The sequence below is a fragment of the Kitasatospora sp. NPDC002227 genome (assembly GCF_040296285.1).
Taxonomy (GTDB): Bacteria; Actinomycetota; Actinomycetes; order Streptomycetales; family Streptomycetaceae; genus Kitasatospora.
Genome location: NZ_JBEOWY010000015.1, coordinates 49,132 through 70,623 on the forward strand (window position 1 = coordinate 49,132; position 21,492 = coordinate 70,623).

Consider the following 21,492-nt stretch of genomic DNA (forward strand, 5'->3'; position numbering starts at 1 on the left):
TGGGTTGTGGTCGGATGGGGATATCCCTTCGAGACGAGAGGTGCACATGCCCTCAACCGCTGACCGCGGCGCCGTGGCCCGCCGACTGGGGCGCCGGATCGGTGTCGCCGGTGCGGCCCTTGCCGCCGTTGCTGCTCAGGTGCTGGCCGGACCGGCCGCCGACGCCCGTGGACCGGGGCCGTACGGCCCGCAGAAGACCCGGGCGACGACGATCGCGAGCAACCCGATCCCGTTCACCACCCGCTTCGAGGCCGACATGCACGGCTCGATCACCAGGATCAGCAACAGCCTGATGACCTGTGACGAGACCAAGGCCCCGCTCGACCCGAAGCTGCCGTCCTGCGTGGAGGCCCGGACGGGTGCGGGCAACACGATCCTGCGCAACAACGACTACCCGATGAAGTACATCAACATCGACCCGGGCAGCATCGGCCCGCTCGGTGACCCGATCTACTCGGCGAGCTCCGCCGACCTCGGCCTGATCGAGGGCTCCGAGGTCAAGTACGCCCGGCTCTACTGGGGTGGCACCCGCGGCATCGGCGACACCGTGCTGCCGGAGACCCAGATCGACGAGGTGTACCTCAAGCTGCCGGGCGAGGGGCAGTACCGGAACATCGCCAACGACCAGCCCTCGATCGGCTACATCACCACCGACGACGAGAGCAGCTACCAGGCCTCCGCGGACATCACCGACCTGGTGAAGAAGGCCGGCAACGGCAGCTACACCGTGGCCGACATGGACTCGGTGGTGAAGCCGCACAGCTGGGGCGGCTGGTCGATCGTGATCGCGTACAAGAACGACTGCAAGCCGTACCGGCACATCCACCTGTGGGACGGCTTCCAGGTCGAGCTGCCGTTCAGCCACCCGCACGAGTTCGACCTGACGGGCCTGCAGACCCCGGCCAACCAGTCCGAGGTGCACGGCAAGCTCGGCTTCGTGGTCTACGACGGTGACCTGCGCTGGTTCGGCGACACGCTGTCGATCAAGAGCACCCACGGCCCGCTGACGCCCTTCACGGACGCCAACCACGTGGCGAACGACGCGTTCAACTCCACCATCGAGGAGCTGACCCCGTCGGACCAGTTCGCGCGGAACCCGTACAACCGGAACAACTTCGGCTACGACTCCAACCGCTGGGACATCTCGCCGTACCTGCGGTCCGGGGACACCGACATCAAGATCATGTTCGACACCCAGGGTGACGGCTACGACCTCGGCGTCTTCTACGCCTACGTCAATCTGGACGACTCGGTCGACGGCTGACCGTCCGCCGCCTGCTGCCGCCCCACCCGCGCTGGCGGGTGGGGCGGCGGCGCGCCGCGCAGCCACCGCTCGCAGGGCCGCTCGACCCAGCGGTACAGCGCCGCGGCCAGGGCGAGGGTGAGTGCGAGCAGCGCCGGCCAGGCCGGCCAGGACCGGCCGAAGGCGCCCAGCCAGCAGCGGACCACGATCTCGTGGGTGAGGTACCAGGCGAAGGACCAGTCCCCGAGCCGGACGCACCAGCGGCGGGCCAGGAAGGTCGGCCCCCGCAGGTCGGCCTGGGCGGCGGCCGCCACCAGCCAGGCGTAGAGCGGGGCACAGAGCAGTTGGGCGGCGGAGTACGGGCCGTACCAGAGCTGGTCGGAGGCGGCGGCGTGCCAGGGGATCAGCAGGGCGTGCCAGCCGAGCACGGCGAGTACGGGCAGCCACAGCGGCAGCCGGGAGAGCCACCGGGGGAGCAGCCCGCGCCGGACGGCCAGGCCGAGCGCCACGCCGAGCAGGAACTGCGGGGTGCGGGTGAGCGGCAGGTAGTCGAGCAGCCAGCCGCGCAGCGCCGGATCGGCCACCGCCGAGCCCGCGAGCCAGAGCAGCGGGCCGGACAGGCAGCAGAGCAGGGCCGTCCGCACGGGGCGCCGCACCCGGGGCAGCAGGGCGGGCAGCAGCAGGTAGAACCAGGCCTCGTCGCCGAGCGACCAGCCGGCCGGGTTGCCGCCCATGGTCAGCTCCCGCACCCACGGGTGGACGAGCAGCAGCGACCAGAGCCCGGCCGTCAGCGGCACCACGGCCCCGAGGGCGCCGTACGCCGCGAGCGAGAGGCCGGTGGCCAGGGCGTGCAGCGGCCAGATCCGGGCCAGCCGGCGGCGGTAGAACACGGGCGCCGGGACCGGCGCGTCCGCGTACGTCCAGGCGAGCACGAAGCCGGAGAGCACGAAGAAGAAGGTCACCCCGCTGCGGCCGTACCAGACCAGCGGGCTGAGCCAGGGCACCGGCCCGACCTGGCGGGAGAGGTGGTAGAGCACCACCAGCAGGGCCGCCCAGCAACGCAGCCCGGTGAGGGAGGGGAGGCGGGCGGGCATCGGAGTGTGAAGTCCTGTCAGAAGGGGGCACAGGCCTAACGGGCCGGGCGCGGCGAAGGTGACGCGGCGTCGACCCGAAACGACGGTGACCTGCGTACGCTGACCAGAACGGATGTCTGGAGGGGCGGTACCAGTGGACGGACGGACCGGGAGCCGGACGAGCAGCCTCGGGATGCGGCTGGTCCGCCGGGGGTTCAGCGACTCCGCGGCGGCCCTGCGGCTGCTCGAGGGGCCCGGGTTGCACGGGCTGGCGGACGATCCGGTGCTGCTCGACGCGCTCGGGGTCACCGCCGACCCCGATCTGGCGCTGCTCGGGCTGGCCCGGCTCATGGAGGCGCTGCCGGAGGCCGAGCGGCACACCCTGCGGGACACCCTGACCAGCTCCAAGCCGCTGCGCGACCGGCTGCTCGGGGTGCTCGGCGCCTCCGCCGCGCTCGGCGACCACCTGGCCCGGCACCCGGGCGACTGGCACGCGCTGGTCACCTTCGGGGTGCACGACCTGCACCCCGGCCCGGCGGACTTCACCCGGCGCCTGGCCGAGCAGGTCCGGTCGGCCGCGCCCGGGGACCGGGCCGACGCGCTGCGCCTGGCCTACCGCCGCTGCCTGCTGACCATCGCCGCCCGCGACCTGAGCGGCACCACCGACCTGCCGCAGGCCGCCGCCGAGCTGGCCGACCTCGCCGGGGCGACCCTGCAGACGGCGCTGGACCTCGCGGGGGAGGAGGACGAGGAGGCGGCCGCCGCCTGCCGGCTGGCCGTGATCGGGATGGGCAAGTGCGGCGGCCGGGAGCTCAACTACGTCTCGGACGTGGACGTGATCTTCGTGGCCGAGGCCCGCGAGGGCGTCGAGGAGCACCACGCGATGCAGGCCGCCACCCGGCTGGCCGCCCGGATGATGCGGCTCTGCTCGGACACCACCGGCGAGGGCACCATCTGGCCGGTGGACGCCAACCTGCGCCCGGAGGGCCGCAACGGCCCGCTGGTGCGCACCCTCGCCAGCCACCTCGCGTACTACGGGCGCTGGGCCAAGACCTGGGAGTTCCAGGCGCTGCTGAAGGCGCGCCCGGTCGCGGGGGACGCCGAGCTGGGCGCCGCGTACGCCGCCGCCACCGCGCCGCTGGTCTGGCAGGCCGCCGAGCGGGAGAACTTCGTCGCCGACGTGCAGCAGATGCGCCGCCGGGTGGTGGACGCCATCCCCGTCACCGAGCTGGACCGCCAGCTCAAGCTCGGCCCGGGCGGGCTGCGGGACGTGGAGTTCGCCGTCCAGCTGCTCCAGCTGGTGCACGGCCGCACCGACGCCTCGCTGCGCAGCCCCAACACCCTGGAGGCGCTGGCCGCGCTCAGTGCCGGGGGTTACGTCGGCCGGGCCGACGCTGCCTCGCTGGACACCGCGTACCGCTTCCTGCGCTCGCTCGAGCACCGCATCCAGCTGCACCGGCTGCGCCGCACCCACCTGATGCCGCGCGAGGACGCGGACCTGCGCCGGCTCTCGCGTTCGCTGGCCAACGAGATCAATGACACCGGGATCACCGGCGAGGGCAGGGCCGACCCGGTGGCGGCGCTGCAGCGGGAGTGGAAGCGGCATGCCGTGGAGGTGCGGCGGCTGCACGAGAAGCTGTTCTACCGGCCGCTCCTCGACGCCGTCGCCGAGCTGACGCTGACCGAGACCAGGCTCAGCACGGAGGCGGCCCGGGCCCGGCTGGAGGCGCTCGGCTACGCCGACCCGGCGGGGGCGCTGCGGCACCTGACGGCGCTGGCCTCCGGGGTGAGCCGCAAGGCGGCGATCCAGCGGACCCTGCTGCCGGTGCTGCTCGGCTGGTTCGCCGACTCGGCCGATCCGGACGCCGGCCTGCTGGGCTTCCGCCAGGTCTCGGACGCGCTGGGCCGCACCCCCTGGTACCTGCGCCTGCTGCGGGACGAGAGCGGGGCCGCCGAGCAGCTGGCCCGCGTCCTCTCCGCCGGGCGGCTCGCGCCGGACCTGCTGCTGCGGGCGCCCGAGGCGGTGGCCATGCTGGGCGACCCGGCCGGTCTGGTGCCGCGCGGGCGGGCCGCCCTGGAGCAGGAGATCCGGGCCGCCGTGGGCCGGGCCGCCACCGCCGGGGCCGGGGTGGCCGCCGCCCGGGCCGTCCGCCGCCGGGAGCTGTTCCGGACGGCGGCCGCCGACGTGCTCGGCCGGCTCGCCGAGGAGCCGGGCGAGGCCCTGGACGTGGCGGGGGAGGCCCTCACCGCGCTGAACGCGGCCACCCTGCAGGGGGCGTTGACGGCCTGCGTGGCCGAGTGGGAGCGGGCAAACGGTGCCTTCCCGACCAGGCTCGCGGTGATCGCGATGGGCCGCTTCGGCGGGCACGAGCTGGGCTACGGCTCGGACGCGGACGTGCTCTTCGTCCACGAGCCGCTGCTCGGCGCCCTCGAGCAGGACGCCGCCCGGGCCGCCCAGGCCGTCTGCCACCAGCTGCGGACCCTGCTCGCGGCGCCCTCGCCGGAGCCGCCGCTGCTGGTCGACGCGGATCTGCGCCCGGAGGGGCGGCAGGGGCCGCTGGTACGGACCCTCGCCTCGTACGAGGCCTACTACCGGCGGTGGTCGCACGTCTGGGAGAGCCAGGCGCTGCTGCGGGCCGAGGCGGTGGCGGGCGACGCGGAGCTCTCCGAGCGGTTCCGGCTCCTGATCGACCCGCTGCGGTACCCGGGGGCGGGCGTCTCGGAGAAGGATCTCCTGGAGATCCGCCGGATCAAGGCCCGGATCGAGTCCGAACGCCTCCCGCGCGGGGCCGACCCGACCACCCACACCAAGATCGGCCGGGGCGGGCTGGCGGATGTGGAGTGGACGGTGCAGCTGCTGCAGCTGCGGCACGGGCACGAGATCCCGGGCCTGCGGACGACGCGTACGCGGGCCGCGCTGGCCGCCGCGGCCGGGGCGGGGCTGGTGGGGGAGGAGGACGCCGCCGTGCTGGACGCCGCCTGGCAGCTGGCCTCGCGGGTCCGCAGCGCCGTCATGCTCGTCCGGGGCCGCCCCGGGGACAGCTTCCCCGCCGAACCCCGCGAACTCGCGGGCGTGGCCCGCTACCTCGGCTACGCCCCAGGTCACTCCGGCGAGCTGGTGGACGACTACCGCCGTACCACCCGCCGCGCCAGGGCGGTCGTGGAGCAGCTCTTCTACGGATAGCGAGAAGCCCTCCCGACGGGGAGGGCTTCTCGGTCAGCGGCGTGCGGGCTCTTCCACCGTCCACTGGACCGGGACGGTGACCGGGGCATCGGGGAGGCCGCCGGGCTCGCGGGGGAGCTGGTAGGCCCAGACGTGGTAGACCAGCCGGGCGGTGAAGAAGCCGACGGCGAGACAGAGCATGCCGCCGACCGCGTCCATCCAGAAGTGGTTCGCCGTGGAGATGATCACCAGCAGCGTGCACGCCGGGTACAGCAGGCCCAGCACCCGCACCCACATCCGCTTCGCCAGGAAGTAGATCGCCAGCCCGCACCAGAGCGACCACCCGATGTGCATCGAGGGCATCGCCGCGAACTGGTTCGAGACGTGCGCCCCGGCCCCGGAGGCCAGCGACCCCCAGGTGTGGTGGACCAGCACGGTGTCGACGAAGCCGGCGCCCATCAGCCGCGGCGGCGCGAGCGGGAAGAAGTAGAAGCCGACCAGCGCGATCGCCGTGGTGACGAAGAGCACCGTCCGCGCCGCCGCGTAGCGGCCCGGATGCGAACGGTAGAGCCACACCAGCACACCGATGGTGATGATGAAGTGCAGCGTCGCGTAGTAGTAGTTCATCCCCACGATCAGCCAGGTGACGGAGTTCACCCCGTGGTTGACCGCGCGCTCGATGCCGATGCCCAGCCACTGCTCGAAGCGCCAGATCCAGTCGGCGTGCTTCATGGCGGAGGCCGCCTGCTCGGGGACGGCGTTGCGCACCAGGGAGTACACCCAGTAGCTGATGCCGATCAGCGCGAGCTCGAACCAGAGCCGCGGCCGGGCCGGGCTGCGCCGCTGCTCGCGGACCCGGCTGCGCAGCGCCGCGCCGGTCGACTGGGCAGCGCGGGTGGATCCGTCCGGTCGGCGGGGCGGGACGCCCGGCGCGGGGACGGAACCAGCTCCGCGAGCCGTTTCGGCGCGGTCGGCGCTCGCTGTACGGATCTCGGTCGGTTCCCCCATGGACGAGAAGTCTGCCAGACGACCTGTGGCCGCCTGCTCATCCTGCGGTAGTGGATTCTTCACCAGCTGTCCCCCCGGGGTACTAGGGGCTTGGCAGGGTGGGTACCGGTTTCGGGCATGGAGTCCATTGTGGCTCGCCTACGGACCAACGGTCGAGGCGGCCCCCAGCGTCCCGCTGAAGCGGGGCTTTCGAGGGGCGGGGGCCCGCGCACGCGGTCAGGTCGCGGCGGGCCGCCCGGCACCCAGGACGACTCTGGCCGCTGCGCAACGGTTCGGTCAAGACCTGGCTTGCAACATTTTCAGCATCTTGCTGAAACATTTTTCAACCACTAGCGTCCAGCAACCACCGACGCGTGACGACAACTCCAGACGGGAGCCCGCAGTGGCCGCAGAGCCGTACCGCCGACCACGCCGCACCACCCTCCAGTACAGAGCCGCCGCCCCCCTGGCCGCCGCCCTGCTCGCGGCCGCCCTCGGCGCGGCCCCCTCGGCCGCCTCCGCCCGGCCGACCCCGCCGACCGACGCCGCGCTGGCCTCCACCGCCGCCCGGCACGACCTCACCCGCGAGCAGTTCTACTTCGTGCTCCCGGACCGCTTCGCCAACGGCGACACCGGCAACGACACCGGGGGCATCACGGGAAGCCGGCTGGACAACGGCCTCGACCCCGCCGACAAGGGCTTCTACCACGGTGGTGACCTCAAGGGCCTGATCGACCGGCTCGACTACATCCAGGGCCTGGGCACCACGGCCATCTGGATGGCGCCGATCTTCAAGAACAAGCCCGTCCAGGGCAGCGGCGACCAGGCCAGCGCCGGGTACCACGGCTACTGGATCACCGACTTCACCCAGGTCGACCCGCACTTCGGCACCAACGACCAGCTCAAGGAGCTGATCGCCAAGGCGCACGCCAAGGGCATCAAGGTCTTCTTCGACGTCATCACCAACCACACCGCCGACGTACTCGACTACGCCGAGCAGAAGTACGACTACCGCTCGACCGGCGCCTACCCCACGCTGGACGCCGACGGCCGCCCGGTGGACGAGACCGCCCTCGCGGACGCGCGGGCCAAGTGGCCGAAACTGAATGAACATTCATTCCCGTACACCCCGGTGCTGCGCACCCCGGCCGACGCGCACGCCAAGACCCCGGACTGGCTGAACGACCCCGCGCTCTACCACAACCGGGGCAACTCGACCTTCGCCGGCGAGTCCGCCACCGAGGGCGACTTCTCCGGGCTGGACGACCTGGACACCCAGAACCCGGCCGTGGTGAAGGGCTTCGAGCAGGTCTACCAGGACTGGGTGGCCAAGACCGGCGTCGACGGCTTCCGGATCGACACTGTCAAGCACGTGGACATGGCCTTCTGGCAGCAGTGGGCGCCCTCGCTCAAGCAGTTCGCCGCCAAGCAGGGCAACCGGAACTTCTTCATGTTCGGCGAGGTCTACTCCGGTGACCCGGCCATCACCTCCCCGTACGTGACCAAGGGCAAGCTGCAGGCCACCCTGGACTTCCCGTTCCAGCAGGCCGCCCGCGGCTACGTCTCACAGAACGGCTCGGCCCGCCAGCTGGCCGACCTCTACGCCCAGGACTACCGCTACGCGAGCGCGGACACCTCCGCGTACGAGCTGCCGACCTTCACCGGCAACCACGACATGGGCCGGATCGGCTCCTTCCTGCGCGCCGACAACCCCTCGGCGAGCCCCGACGAGCTGCTCAAGCGGGACCAACTGGTCAGCGAACTGCAGTTCCTGACGCGTGGCCAGCCCGTCGTCTACTACGGCGACGAGCAGGGCTTCACCGGCGCGGGCGGTGACAAGGACGCCCGGCAGGACATGTTCGCCTCGAAGACGGCCTCCTACAACGCGGACCAGGTGATCGGCGGGGTGAGCGGCTCCGCCGACCGGTACGGCCAGGGCGGCGCGCTCTACCAGGGCATAGCGGGCCTCGCGCAGCTGCGCAAGGACCACCCGGCGCTCGCCGACGGCGCGCAGATCGAGCGGTACGCGGCCGACGGGCCCGGGGTGTACGCCTTCTCCCGGATCGACGCGCGCGAGCAGGTCGAGTACCTGGTCGCGGTCAACAACGCGAACACCGCGCAGAGCGTCCAACTGCCCACGTACTCGGGCGGGATGCAGTTCGCCCAGCTCTACCCGGGCGGGGGCGGCAAGGCCGTCACCGGCGCCGACGGCAAGCTGGCCGTCACCGTGCCGCCCATGAGCGCGGTGGTCTACCAGGCCTCGGCCAAGCTGGCGAAGACGGCCGCCGCGCCCGCGATCACGCTGCGCACGCCCGCCGACGGGTCGACCGGCCCGGTCACCGTCGGGGCGGACGTGCCCGGCGGCGGCTTCGACCGGGTGTCCTTCGCCGCGCAGGTCGGCGACGGCCCGTGGGCCAAGCTCGGCAGCGCCGACAACGGCGACTACCGGGTCACCCAGGACCTGACCGGCGTCGCCCCCGGCACGGTGGTCCGGTACAAGGCCGTGGTGCAGGCCAGTGGCGGCCAACTCCGGTCGGTGACGGGCAGTTTCACCACCGGTGCGCCTGCTCCCAAGCCGGTGCCGAGCGCGAGCAGCCGCCCGTACGCGGTGGTGCACTACCAGCGCAGGAACGGTGACTACGACGGCTGGAACCTCTACGCCTGGGGCGACCTGGCGGACGGGGAGGGCACCAACTGGCCCGACGGGCACGGCTTCACCGGGCGGGACGCCTACGGGGCCTTCGCCTACGTGAAGCTGAAGGAGGGCGCGGCCGACCTCGGCTTCATCGTCGAGAACAACGGCACCAAGGACGTGGCCGCGGACCGGCACATCGACCTGGGCGCGACCGGCGAGATCTGGCTCAAGGAGGGCGACCCGACCGCCTACCCGACCGATCCGGACCCGGTGGTGCCGGTGCCGGAGGGCAAGGCCGTCATCCACTACCACCGCGCCGACGGCAAGTACGACGGCTGGGGCCTGCACGACTGGACGGGCGCCGCCACCCCGACCGACTGGGGCGCGCCGCTGCAGCCGGCCCGGCGGGACGGCTTCGGTGACGTCTTCGAGGTGCCGCTGGCGCCCGGGGCGACCAGCCTCAGCTACATCCTGCACAACGGCAACGACAAGCATCTGCCGAACGACCAGTCGCTGGATTTCGCGGCCAACGGCCGAGAGGTGTGGATTCTCGGCGGGCAGGAGGGATATCTGCTGCCGGAGACGGCCGGTACTTCCGCCCAGCTCGACCTGGGAACCGCCCGCGCGCAGTGGATCGACGCCACCACCGTGGTGGTGCCCGCGAATTACGGCGCGGGGGACGCGGCCCTGGCCGGCGGCACCAGCGCGCAGCTGGTCTACGACCCGGCGGGCGGGATCGGTCTCGACAAGGGCGTGCTGAGTGAGCCCGGGCAGTGGCTCCGGCTGAATCCGGCCGTTCTCACCGACGCCCAGAAGGCCAAGTACCCGCATCTGGCCGGTTACCGGGCCTTTCACCTCGATCCACGGGATGCCGGCAGGGTCAAGGCCGCGCTGCGCGGCCAGGTGGTCCTCACCGAGCACCTGCCGAGCGGTGCGCTGCTCGCCGCCACGGGCGTGCAGCTGCCGGGCGTACTGGACGACCTGTACGCCGGGAAGGCCGCCGCCACCCCGCTCGGGCCCGTGTACGCCAAGGGCCGTGCCTCGCTGGCCCTCTGGGCCCCCACGGCGCAGCAGGTGTCGGTGCAGCTCTACGACACCGCGACCGGCGGCACGCCGACCACGGTGGCGATGAAGCGGGACGACAGCACCGGGGTGTGGAGCCTCAACTCGGCAGGGCTGGCCGGGAAGTACTACGTCTACCAGGTGCGGGTCTGGGCGCCGAGCGTGCAGCAGGTGGTGACCAACCTGGTCACCGACCCGTACTCGGTCGCGCTCAACGCCGACTCCAGCCGCAGCCGGGTCACCGACCTGGCGGACGGTTCGCTCAAGCCGGCGGGCTGGGACGGCCAGGCCACCCCGCCCGCGATCCCGGCCACCAAGCAGCAGATCCAGGAGCTGCACGTCCGTGACTTCTCCTCGGCCGACACCACCGTGCCGGAGCAGCAGCGCGGCAGCTACCTGGCGTTCACCCAGTCCGGCTCGGCCGGCATGCGGCACCTGAAGGACCTGGCCAAGGCCGGTGTCACCACCGTGCACCTGCTGCCGACCTTCGACATCGCCTCCGTCCCGCCGCGGGACAAGCAGCAGCTGCCCGCCTGCGACCTGGCGGCGCTGGCCGCCGACAGCCCGAAGCAGCAGGAGTGCGTGCAGGCCGTGCAGGCCCAGGACGCCTACAACTGGGGCTACGACCCGCTGCACTACACCGTGCCGGACGGCGCGTACGCCACGGATCCGGACGCCCGGACGCTGCAGTACCGCCAGATGGTGCAGGCGCTGCACCAGGCCGGGCTGCGGGTGGTGCTCGACGTGGTCTACAACCACACCGCCGCCTCGGGGCAGAGCGACAAGTCGGTGCTCGACCGCGTGGTGCCCGGCTACTACCAGCGGCTCGGCGCGGACGGGAAGGTGACCACGGACAGCTGCTGCGCCGACACCGCGCCCGAACACGCCATGATGAACCGGCTGGTGGTCGACTCGGTGACCACCTGGGCCAGGCAGTACAAGGTGGACGGCTTCCGCTTCGACCTGATGGGCATCGACCCGAAGCAGACCATGCTGGACGTGCAGTCGGCCCTGCGCGGGCTGACCAAGGCCAAGGACGGGGTCGAGGGCAAGGACCTCTTCCTCTACGGCGAGGGCTGGAACTTCGGCGTCGTGGCCAACGATGCCCGGTTCGTCCAGGCCACCCAGCTGAACATGGCGGGCACCGGCATCGCCACCTTCGACGACCGGCTGCGGGACGCGGCGCGCGGCGGCAACTTCATGCTCTCCTCCGCACCCCAGCAGGGCTTCGCCTCGGGGCTGTTCACCGACCCCAACGGCTCGCCCGACAACGGCTCCCCGGCCGAGCAGAAGGCCCGGCTGCTGCACCAGATGGACCAGCTGAAGGTCGGCCTGACCGGCAACCTGGCGGCGTACGGCTTCACCGGCAGCGACGGCAAGGCGGTGACCGGCGCGGGAGTCGACTACAACGGCTCGCCCACCGGCTACGCCGCCCAGCCCGGCGAGGCGGTCGAGTACCTGGACGCGCACGACAACACCGACCTGTTCGACTCGCTCGCGTACAAGCTGCCGCAGGGCACCGCGCCCGCCGACCGGGCCCGGATGCAGGCGCTCGGCCTCTCGCTCACCGCGCTCGCCCAGGGCCCGGGCTTCGCCCAGGCCGGGAGCGACCTGCTGCGCTCCAAGTCGCTGGACGCCAACTCCTACGACTCGGGCGACTGGTTCAACGCCGTGCACTGGGACTGCGCGCAGGGCAACGGCTGGGGGCACGGCCTGCCGATGAAGGCCGACAACGGCTCGATGTGGCCGACGGCCGCCAAGCTGCTTGCCGATCCGGGGCTCACCGTGGGCTGCGCCGACATGCAGGCGGCCTCGGCGATGTACCAGCAGTACCTGTCCATCCGGCAGTCCTCGCCGCTGTTCGCGCTCACAAGCGCCCAGGAGGTGCAGCGCCGGCTGAGCTTCCCGCTCTCCGGTACGGCGGGGGAGACCCCCGGGGTGATCACCATGCACCTGGACGGCACCGGGCTGCCCGGGGCCGAGCGCGGGCTCACCGTGGTGTTCAACGCGACGCCGACGGCGCAGACCCAGACCGTCCCCGGCCTGGCCGAAACTCGACAGAGTCTGCATCCGATCCAGTTGGCGGGAAGTGACCAGCAGGTGAAGCAGTCCGCCTTCGACCCCGTGACCGGCGGCTTTACCGTCCCGGCCCGGACTGTGGCGATCTTCGTCCAGGGCTGACGCAGCTTCTTCACAACCACTGAGGCCCCGCCGACGGCGGGGCCTCAGTCATGAGTGGCTGAAAACAGCCGGTCCGAAGCGGGGCGAGGTGACATACGGGCGCTCGGGGACGCTGTGCAGGGCCACCTGGGGATCTGTGCGGACGACCGGGGGCGCAGGGCTGCTGGCCTGCGGGGAAGCCTTGGTCAGAACTTGGCCTGACACACCGTGGGCTTTGCCGTGCGGCGGTCGGTTATTGGCCAATCCATGGCATGCATCTGTCATTCACTGGCTGTTTGCTGCCACGATTCCACCGGCTGCAGATGAGAGGTCCCCCACCCCCGGTGCAGCTGATCCAGCGCAGGTTCAGCGCATCGCTCATTCTGCACCGCTCCTTAATCGCACCGCACCCCTCCGCGCACAGGCGGTTGGGGGCCCCCGCTGCGCCGCAACCCCGCGGCCCAGGTTCTCTCCACCGCTCGTGAACCCCGCGACCGGTCGGAAAAGGAGTCAGCATGTCCCGCTACACCCCTCGGGTGACCATGGCCGCCCTGGCCGCGACCACCGCCCTGCTGGTGACCGGCATCCCGGTCGTCGCGAGCGCCGCCCCCTCGGCCCCCCAGGCCGTTGCCGCCCAGCAGGCCGCCGTGGCAGGCCGTGCCGCGCTGATCGCCGACGCCGGCCAGCAGAGCGCCTCGATCGCTCAGAGCCTGGGCCTCGGCAGCCAGGAGAAGCTGGTCGTCAAGGACGTCATCGCTGACGCCAACGGCACCAAGCACTTCCGCTACGAGCGCACCTACGCCGGTCTGCCCGTCCTCGGCGGCGACATGATCGTGCACCAGACCGCCGGTGGCGTCATCAAGGGCGTGGACAAGGCGAGCAACGCGCAGCTGGCCAACATCAACACCACCCCCGCGCTGGCCGCCCCCAAGGCCCAGGCCGCCGCGCTGGCCGCCGAGTCCGGCGCCGCGCTCGAGACCGCCCCGCGCCTGGTGATCTACGCGGCCAACGGCACCCCGACCCTGGCCTGGGAGACGGTCGTCTCCGGCAAGGAGTCGGACGGCACCCCGAGCAAGCTGCACGTGGTGACCGACGCCAAGACCGGCGTGGTGCTCTTCAAGAACCAGGGCATCGAGACCGGCACCGGCAACGGCGTCTTCGTCGGCAACGTCACCATCGGCACCACGCTGTCGGGTTCGACGTACCAGATGAAGGACAACACCCGCGGTGGGATGTACACCACCAACATGGCGAACGGGACGTCCGGCAACGGCACCCTGTACACCAAGTCCACCGACGTGTGGGGCAACGGCTCGGCCAGCAACAGCGAGTCGGCCGCCGTCGACGCCCACTACGGCGTCGAGATGACCTGGGACTTCTACAAGAGCACCTTCAACCGCAACGGCATCCGCAACGACGGTGTCGGCGCGTACTCCCGGGTGCACTACGACTCGAACTACACCAACGCGTTCTGGGACGACTCCTGCTTCTGCATGACCTACGGTGACGGGTCGGGCAACACCCACCCGCTGACCGAGATCGACGTCGCGGGCCACGAGATGAGCCACGGTGTCACCGCGGCCACCGCCAACCTGAACTACTCGGGTGAGTCCGGCGGCCTCAACGAGGCCACCTCGGACATCATGGGCTCGATGGTGGAGTTCTACGCGAACAACGCCAAGGACAACCCGGACTACCTCATCGGCGAGATGATCGACCTCAACGGCAACGGCACGCCGCTGCGGTACATGGACCAGCCCTCCAAGGACGGCCAGTCGGCCGACTACTGGAGCTCGACGGTCGGCAACAAGGACGTCCACTACTCGTCCGGTGTCGCCAACCACTTCTTCTACCTGCTGGCCGAGGGCAGCGGCGCGAAGGTCATCAACGGCGTCAGCTACAACTCGCCGACCTCCAACGGCTCGACCCTCACGGGCATCGGCCGCGACAAGGCCATGCAGATCTGGTACCGCGCGCTGTCCACCTACATGACCTCCACCACCAACTACGCCGCCGCGCGGACCGCGACCATCAACGCGGCCAACGACCTGTACGGCGCGGGCGGCGTGGAGGCCACCGCGGTCGCCAACACCTGGGCCGCCGTGAACGTCGGCTCCGTGGTGAGCAACTCGCCGACGGTGACCAACCCGGGCAACCAGACCACCCAGGTCAACACCGCGGTCAACCTGGCGATCAAGGCCAGCGGCGGCACCGGCGCCCTGACCTACTCGGCCACCGGCCTGCCGGCCGGCCTGTCGATCAACTCCTCGACCGGCGTCATCTCCGGCACCGTCACGACCGCGGGCACGTCCAACGTGACCGTCACGGCCAAGGACACCGCCAACAAGACCGGTTCGACCTCCTTCACCTGGACGGTCAACACCACCGGCGGCGGCTGCACCTCGACCCAGCTGCTCGGCAACGCCGGCTTCGAGACCGGCACCGCCGCCCCGTGGACCATGACCGCTGGTGTCCTCGACAGCGGCACCTCGCAGGCCTCGCACAGCGGCTCCTGGAAGGCCTGGCTGGACGGCTACGGCTCCGCCCACACGGACTCGATCTCCCAGACGGTCACCATCCCGGCCGGCTGCAAGGCGACGCTCAGCTTCTGGCTGCACATCGACACCGCGGAGACCGGCTCCACCCAGTACGACAAGCTGACGGTCTCGGCCAACGGCACCGCGCTGAAGACCTACTCCAACGTGGACGCGGCCACCGGCTACACCCAGCGCTCCATCGACCTCTCGGCCTACGCCGGCCAGAGCGTCACCATCAAGTTCAACGGTGTGGAGGACTCCTCGCTCCAGACCAGCTTCGTGATCGACGACACCGCCGTCACCACCAGCTGACGGCAGGCCGCCCTCCCAGGGGTGGTGCGTGAAGACAGGTGAGTGAGCGGGGCCCGGCGGCTGCTGACGCCGGGCCCCGCTCCGTCGTGCGCCTTGACGGGCGCGGCGAGGGCTCGTAAGTTCTGCGCACTGCAAGTTTCAGAAAAGTTTCAATGGAATTTGCAGGAGCTTACTTCGGCATCCCCCACCCCTGCCGTCGCCCTGGAGACACCGTGGTCACCACCCCTGCCCGCCTTCGGCGTGCCCGCGCGGCCCTGGCCGCGCTCTCGATATGTACCGGGCTCACCTTCGCCCCGGCCGCCCATGCCGCCCCGCCGTCCGCCAAGGACGTCACCGCCACTCTCTTCGAGTGGAAGTTCGACTCGGTCGCCAAGGCCTGCACCGACACCCTCGGCCCCAAGGGCTACGGCTTCGTCGAGGTCTCCCCGGCCCAGGAGCACATCCAGGGCCCGCAGTGGTGGACCTCCTACCAGCCGGTCAGCTACAAGATCGCCGGACGGCTCGGAGACCGCGCCTCCTTCCAGGCGATGGTCAACACCTGCCACGCGGCCGGCGTCAAGGTGATCGCCGACTCGGTGATCAACCACATGAGCGCCGGCTCCGGCACCGGTACCGGCGGCACCGCGTACACCAAGTACAACTACCCCGGCTACTACCAGGACCAGGACTTCCACTCCTGCCGCCAGCCGATCACCAACTACAACGACCGCTCCAACGTGCAGAACTGCGAGCTGGTCAACCTCGCCGACCTGGACACCGGCAGCGCGTACGTCCAGCAGACCATCGCGAACTACCTGAGCGACCTGCTCACCCTCGGGGTGGACGGCTTCCGGATCGACGCCGCCAAGCACATCGCCGCGAGCGACCTGAGCGCCATCAAGGCGAAGATGAGCAACCCGGGCGCCTACTGGGTGCAGGAGGTGATCTACGGCGCGGGCGAGCCGATCCAGCCCGGCGAGTACACCGGCACCGGGGACGTGGACGAGTTCCGCTCCGGCACCTGGCTCAAGAGCGCCTTCAACGGCGGCTCCATCGCCTCGCTCTCCACCTGGGGCTCCGGCCTGCTGCCCAGCGCGCAGGCCCGCACCTTCGTCGACAACTGGGACACCGAGCGCAACGGCTCGACCCTCAACTACACCTACGGCAACACCTACACGCTGGCCAACGTCTTCATGCTGGCCTACCCGTACGGCTCGCCGAACGTCTACTCCGGCTACTCCTTCACCGGCAACGACGACGGCCCGCCGAACGGCGGCACGGTCAACGCCTGCTACACCGACGGCTGGAACTGCGTGCACGCCTGGCAGCCGGTGGCCAACATGGTCGGCTTCCGCAACGCGGTGGCGGGCACCGGGCTGACCAACTGGTGGTCCGACGGCGCCAACGCGATCGGCTTCGGCCGGGGGAGCAAGGGCTACGTGGCGATCAACCACGAGTCTTCGGCGATCACCCAGACCTTCCAGACCTCGCTGCCGGCCGGCTCCTACTGCGACGTCGAGCACGGCGACCCGGCGGCGGGCGGCTGCACCGGCCCGAGCTACACCGTCGGCAGCGACGGGAAGTTCACCGCGACGGTCGGCGCGGGCGACTCGGTGGCCCTGTACGTCGGCGCGCCCGGCAGCGCCACGGCCGCGCACGGCGCCTCCTTCGCCGTCAACGCCACCACCACCTTCGGTCAGAACATCTACGTGGTCGGCGACAGCGCGGCCCTCGGCGGCTGGGACACCGGCAAGGCCCTGCTGCTCTCCTCGGCCGCGTACCCCGTCTGGAAGCTCGACGTCACCATGGCGGCCGGCAGCTCCTTCCAGTACAAGTACATCCGCAAGGACGCGAGCGGCGCGGTGACCTGGGAGTCCGGCGCCAACCGCACCGGCACCGTCCCGGCGAGCGGGATGCTGACGCTGAGCGACACCTGGCGGAACTGAACCCTGCGGCGGCAGGTCACGGCCGGTGATCCGAAACCCCTCGAAGGGGTGGATCACCGGCCGTCGGCACGCTCGGCGCCGGCCGCCGCTGCCAGCATCGCCGGGTGACCACCACCTCCGCCGTCCTGACCCTGCAGCTCCACGGCGGCCGCTGGGACGGCCTGCGCAAGCCCGTCCACGCCGCCGCCCCACCGCTCTGGCTGCGCCTGCCGCTGCGGCCGGAGCCGGGGGCGCAGCGGCCTTCCACCAGCGTGTACCGGCTGGACGGCCACCGCTACCGGCACTGCCACGACGAGTAGCCAGGGTCTGTCCGGCCGATCACGCCGGGCGGCCGACGCGGCCCTTCGACGGCTTCTCCTCAGTCGCCGATGCTCCGCATGGACTCCTTCGTCGGCACCGCCCGCGCGTCACCCGACGCCGCCCGCTGATCCGACGTGACCGGCCGGACGGGCCCCTAGCCCCGGCCGATGTACGGCATGGTGGTGGCCACCACGGTGGCGAACTGCACATTGGCCTCCGGCGGCAGCTCGGCCATGTGCCGGACCGTCCGGGCGACGTCCGCGACGTCCATGGTCGGCTCGGGGGCGATCCGCCCGTCCGCCTGGCGGACCCCGGCGCTCATCGCGGCGGTCATGTCGGTGGCGGCGTTGCCGATGTCGATCTGGCCGCAGGCGATCCGGTACGGGCGGCCGTCCAGCGAGAGCGACTTGGTCAGGCCGGTCACGGCGTGCTTGGTCGCGGTGTACGCGATGCTGTGCGGGCGCGGGACGTGGGCGGAGATCGAGCCGTTGTTGATGATCCGGCCGCCCTGCGGGGTCTGGGCCTTCATCTGCCGGAAGGCGGCCTGCGCGCACAGGAACGCGCCGGTCAGGTTGAGGTCCACCACCGCCCGCCAGTCGGCTAGCTCGAGCTCCTCGACCGGCACCGGGGCGCCGAAGCTGCCCGCGTTGTTGAACAGCAGGTCGACCCGGCCGAACTCCCGGGCGGCCGCCTCGAACAGCGCCGCCACCGCTGCCTGGTCCGTCACATCGGTGGGCACCGCCAGCGCCCCGGGCGCCAGCTCCGCCGTCTCCCGCAGCGGCCCCACCCGCCGCCCGGCCAGCACCACCCGCCACCCGCCCGCCGCCAGCTCCACGGCCACGGCCCGGCCGACTCCCGTACCTGCTCCGGTGACGACGGCGATCTGCTCGGGCATGGGCCTGCTCCTCGGTGTGCGTTCGGGCTCCCATGATCGCCCCTGCCCGCCCGCCCGGCAGTTGGAGAACCCTCCAACACCCCCGCCGTTCAGCGGGTTTTCGCCGAGCAGTTCGATCCACCCGCAACCGGGTTTCGCGGCGGTCACGTCATAGGATTCACTGGCCCCACCCAAGGGGTCACCGCCCGTGTCGGCCGACCGGGCGTGAGACCGGTCGGAGAAGATACTCACCGTGCAGCCGCAGCCCACCCGCACCCGCGCCACGCTCCTCGGGATCACCACGCTCGCCCTCGCGAGCACCCTGGCGGCCTGCGGCAGTACCAGCACCAAGGCCGGCAACGACGCCAAGCCGGCGGCGCAGGGCGCGAGCAGCAGCAACGTTCCCTCGGCCACCCGGAGCTCCACCCCGCCGCCGAAGCCCTCCAAGGTGCTGATGCCGACCGGCCCGGCCGCCAACTTCAGCACCGCCCGCACCACCGGCGCCGGGCCGATCCTGATGACCACCCTCACCGGCAAGAAGTCCGGCGTCTCCGGCAAGGTGTGGGTCTGGCTGCCGCCGGAGTACAACGACCCCAAGTACGCCAAGTACGGCTTCCCGGTGCTCACCCTGTATGCGGGCGGCCAGAGCGCGGGCTACAACACCTGGACGGACAACCAGCTGCCGATCCAGGAGGCCGACGCCGCGAAGTCGAAGGACGGCTCGGCCCACCCCTTCATCATGATCATGCCGGTGCAGAACCTGGACTCCAACGAGTCCAAGGCGCTGGAGTGCAGCGACATCCCCGGCCAGCCCAAGATGGAGACCTGGATGGCCGAGGACATCCCCGACTTCGTCCGCGCCAACTTCCGTACCGTGAAGGGCCGGGACGGCTGGGGCGTGATGGGGGCCTCCACCGGCGCGTTCTGCAGCGCCAAGCTGGCCATGCGCCACCCCGAGGTCTTCAAGGCCGCCGTCCCGATCGACGGCTACTTCAACCCGGACTCCCCGCTGTGGAAGGGCCACGAGAACGAGCGGCTCGCCAACAGCCCGGACATCCTGGTCAGCCAGAGCAAGGCCGACGTCCGGATGCTCGCCACCTCCGGCGGGGCCAACGCGTACGAGACCAAGCTGGTCAAGACCTGGGTGGCCAAGGCCGCCGCGCCGCTCACCATCGACTACTACGAGCAGCCCGGCGGCAAGCACCTCACCTCGGACTTCAAGAAGATGATCCCCAACACGCTGGAGTGGCTCACCAAGAACCTCTCCGGCCCGCAGACGGACTGACCGCTCAGGCCTCCGCGTACTTCTTGATCCCGTCCAGGTAGCCGGACTCGGGGTAGGACGCCTTGGCGTGCTGGTACGCGGGGTTGCCGGGCGTCCACTCGTCGACCACCAGCTCCAGCTCGGTGCCGCCGTCCACCGGGGTGAGCGTGTGCGTCATCCGGCAGTGCGTCTCGGCGTGCCGCTCGTTGTGGGCCGGGCCCGGGTGCTGGCGGTAGCCGAAGCACCGGCCCGGCTCGAAGGCGGTGACCTCGCCGTAGACCTGGACCACCCGCTGCCCGTCCGCGTCGTGGCCGAAGAACTCGACGCGTGCGCCGATTTCGAAGGTGGAGTCGATCGAGCAGCCGTAGAGTGTCGCCCGGGTGCCCTCGGAGGTGGTCAGCGCGGCCCAGACCCGCTCGGGCCCGGCCGCGATGCGGACCTGGTAGCGCAGGGGCTGTTCCTGAGTGTCTGTCATAGCCGGACAGTACAACGGTGCTCGGACAGCCGGGGCGCCGACAAAACGCCCTGCAAGGCTCTGACCTGCACGTCAATCAGACATTGATTCGACTCTGATGGGCTGTCACCACCCTGGAGACCGAGCCCGGGGCCCCTGGAGCACGGGGCACCGCGCAGGCTCAGCCGCCACCAGCTTGTGAAGAGAGTTTCGATGCCGACCTACCTGCTGCCCGTCGAGTCCCCCAAGGTGCCCGCCCAGTCGGCGCGGGAGCGCGAGGTCGTCCGGTCGGCCGTCGAGCCCCTTCCCTTCGCCGGCCTGCAGCTGGTGCACGCGGCGCTGCGCCGCGACCTCGCCCGCCTGCCCAACGCCCTGCGGCTGCTCCAGCCCGAGGACACCGCCGGCGCCGAGGCGCTGCAGCGGCACTGGGACTTCCTCACCGCCATGCTCACCTGCCACCACGAGCAGCAGGACACCCGGCTCTGGCCGCTGCTGCGCCGCTTCGCGCCCGAGCTGCGGCTGCTGCTCAACTGGCTGGAGTCGGACCACCACAACCTGGACCACTCCTTCACCCGGGTCACCACCCTGGTCCGGATCGCCACCCGCGACCCTGCCAGTGCCTGGCCGGTCGCCTACGCGGTGGAGGAGCTGGCCGCCCGGCTGGAGACCCACCTGCGGATCGAGGAGCGCCAGCTGCTGCCCCGGATGGCCGGCGTCTTCGCCCCCGGCTCCCGGATCGGCACCCTCCCCGAGCTGCTCGACCTGCTCGCCGCCGCGGAGGGCCCGGCCCCGTCCGACGCCCTGGTCTGGCTCCTGGAGGGCGTCGACGAGGCCCAGATCGACCGCCTGCTCGCCGACTGCGACGACCTCACCGCCCGCCAGTGGCCCCACTGGCGCGCCACCTACGCCCGCTGCACCAGCGAGCTCTGGGGCACCCCGACGGTCTGACTCACGGCTTCCTCGCCGCCGCCAGGATCTTCACCGTGGTGTGGAAGAACCTCGAAGTCCCGCTCCCTCGGTACGACTTGGGGAAGGCCGCAGCCGGATTCCCGCCGAGCCGCCCGTCCTTGAGGTGCATCACCGTGAACGCGGCGCCGGGCGTGGCGGACAGGATCTCCCAGTCCCCCTTGGGCGAGCGCACCGGGAAGGCGAAGTCGGCGGGCAGCGGCTCCGAGAGGAAGACCACGCACAGCCGCACCTCGGGCGTCACCTCCACCCCCGCGAACGGATCCGCCTCGACCAGCTCCTCGACCTCCTCGACGGTGCGCAGCATCACCGGCACGTCGTAGCCGAGCGCCGCCGCCAGGTGCTCCTCGATCCGCCGGGTGAGGGCGGCCCGGTCGGTCTCATCGGTGGTGAAGAAGACGTTGCCGCTCTGGATGTACGAGCGGACGCCGCCGAGGCCCAGCTCGGTGAAGAGCGCCCGCAGCCGCTCCATCTTCACCGTCCGGCCGCCGACGTTGACGGCCCGCAGGAATGCGATGTAGGTGGTCACCGGGCCAG

13 protein-coding genes are annotated in these 21,492 nt (G+C 71.4%); 8 read left to right on the forward strand and 5 right to left on the reverse strand.

From position 1 onward, the window contains the following. Positions 1 to 46 precede the first annotated feature (46 nt). Positions 47 to 1,264, forward strand: a complete 1,218-nt coding sequence (locus ABT095_RS16410; protein ID WP_350530086.1) for a hypothetical protein — start codon at positions 47 to 49, stop codon at positions 1,262 to 1,264. Here the strand turns inward: ABT095_RS16410 and ABT095_RS16415 are convergent. Then, positions 1,231 to 2,337, reverse strand: a complete 1,107-nt coding sequence (locus ABT095_RS16415) for an acyltransferase family protein (protein WP_350530087.1) — start codon at positions 2,335 to 2,337, stop codon at positions 1,231 to 1,233. The two genes, ABT095_RS16410 and ABT095_RS16415, sit on opposite strands and share 34 nt — an antisense overlap. Before the next feature lie 112 nt (positions 2,338 to 2,449). Between ABT095_RS16415 and ABT095_RS16420 the strand changes: the two genes are divergently transcribed. Further along, positions 2,450 to 5,500 carry a bifunctional [glutamine synthetase] adenylyltransferase/[glutamine synthetase]-adenylyl-L-tyrosine phosphorylase gene (locus ABT095_RS16420; protein WP_502884887.1) on the forward strand — a complete coding sequence of 1,017 codons (3,051 nt, stop codon included), beginning with the start codon at positions 2,450 to 2,452 and terminating at the stop codon, positions 5,498 to 5,500. Between the two features lie 33 nt (positions 5,501 to 5,533). Here ABT095_RS16420 and ABT095_RS16425 read toward each other — a convergent pair whose 3' ends face one another. Further along, the gene (locus ABT095_RS16425) at positions 5,534 to 6,487 is read right to left on the reverse strand and encodes a phosphatase PAP2 family protein (RefSeq protein WP_350530088.1); all 954 of its coding nucleotides are present in this window, start codon (positions 6,485 to 6,487) and stop codon (positions 5,534 to 5,536) included. A gap of 382 nt (positions 6,488 to 6,869) precedes the next feature. On the opposite strand from ABT095_RS16425, the gene pulA reads away from it, so the two are divergent. The 4 genes from pulA to ABT095_RS16445 all read left to right on the forward strand — a co-directional run bounded on the left by pulA (position 6,870) and on the right by ABT095_RS16445 (position 17,396). After that, positions 6,870 to 12,344 carry a pullulanase-type alpha-1,6-glucosidase gene (gene pulA, locus ABT095_RS16430; RefSeq protein WP_350530089.1) on the forward strand — a complete coding sequence of 1,825 codons (5,475 nt, stop codon included), beginning with the start codon at positions 6,870 to 6,872 and terminating at the stop codon, positions 12,342 to 12,344. 494 nt (positions 12,345 to 12,838) lie between these two features. Further along, positions 12,839 to 15,172 (forward strand): M4 family metallopeptidase, encoded by a 2,334-nt coding sequence (locus tag ABT095_RS16435; RefSeq protein ID WP_350530090.1) that lies wholly within the window; start codon positions 12,839 to 12,841, stop codon positions 15,170 to 15,172. A gap of 212 nt (positions 15,173 to 15,384) precedes the next feature. Further along, on the forward strand, positions 15,385 to 17,097 hold the full coding sequence (locus ABT095_RS16440) for a carbohydrate-binding module family 20 domain-containing protein (RefSeq protein WP_350530091.1): 1,713 nt from the start codon (positions 15,385 to 15,387) through the stop codon (positions 17,095 to 17,097). A 104-nt stretch (positions 17,098 to 17,201) separates the two neighbouring features. Next, positions 17,202 to 17,396 carry a hypothetical protein gene (locus tag ABT095_RS16445; protein WP_350530092.1) on the forward strand — a complete coding sequence of 65 codons (195 nt, stop codon included), beginning with the start codon at positions 17,202 to 17,204 and terminating at the stop codon, positions 17,394 to 17,396. 155 nt (positions 17,397 to 17,551) lie between these two features. On the opposite strand, the gene ABT095_RS16450 is transcribed toward ABT095_RS16445, so the two are convergent. After that, positions 17,552 to 18,292, reverse strand: coding sequence for an SDR family oxidoreductase (locus ABT095_RS16450; protein WP_350530093.1), 741 nt, complete (start codon positions 18,290 to 18,292; stop codon positions 17,552 to 17,554). A gap of 232 nt (positions 18,293 to 18,524) precedes the next feature. Here ABT095_RS16450 and ABT095_RS16455 point away from each other — a divergent pair, with 232 nt between their 5' ends. Continuing rightward, the gene (locus tag ABT095_RS16455; RefSeq protein WP_350530094.1) at positions 18,525 to 19,556 is read left to right on the forward strand and encodes an alpha/beta hydrolase; all 1,032 of its coding nucleotides are present in this window, start codon (positions 18,525 to 18,527) and stop codon (positions 19,554 to 19,556) included. A 4-nt stretch (positions 19,557 to 19,560) separates the two neighbouring features. Here ABT095_RS16455 and ABT095_RS16460 read toward each other — a convergent pair whose 3' ends face one another. Then, positions 19,561 to 20,010, reverse strand: coding sequence for an SRPBCC domain-containing protein (locus ABT095_RS16460; RefSeq protein WP_350530095.1), 450 nt, complete (start codon positions 20,008 to 20,010; stop codon positions 19,561 to 19,563). A gap of 192 nt (positions 20,011 to 20,202) precedes the next feature. Here ABT095_RS16460 and ABT095_RS16465 point away from each other — a divergent pair, with 192 nt between their 5' ends. Continuing rightward, positions 20,203 to 20,937, forward strand: a complete 735-nt coding sequence (locus ABT095_RS16465) for a hemerythrin domain-containing protein (protein WP_350530096.1) — start codon at positions 20,203 to 20,205, stop codon at positions 20,935 to 20,937. Position 20,938: 1 nt separating this feature from the next. On the opposite strand, the gene ABT095_RS16470 is transcribed toward ABT095_RS16465, so the two are convergent. Beyond that, a complete protein-coding gene (locus ABT095_RS16470; protein ID WP_350530097.1) occupies positions 20,939 to 21,484 on the reverse strand; it encodes a DUF1697 domain-containing protein in 546 nt (181 codons plus the stop codon). Between the last annotated feature and the right edge of the window lie 8 nt (positions 21,485 to 21,492).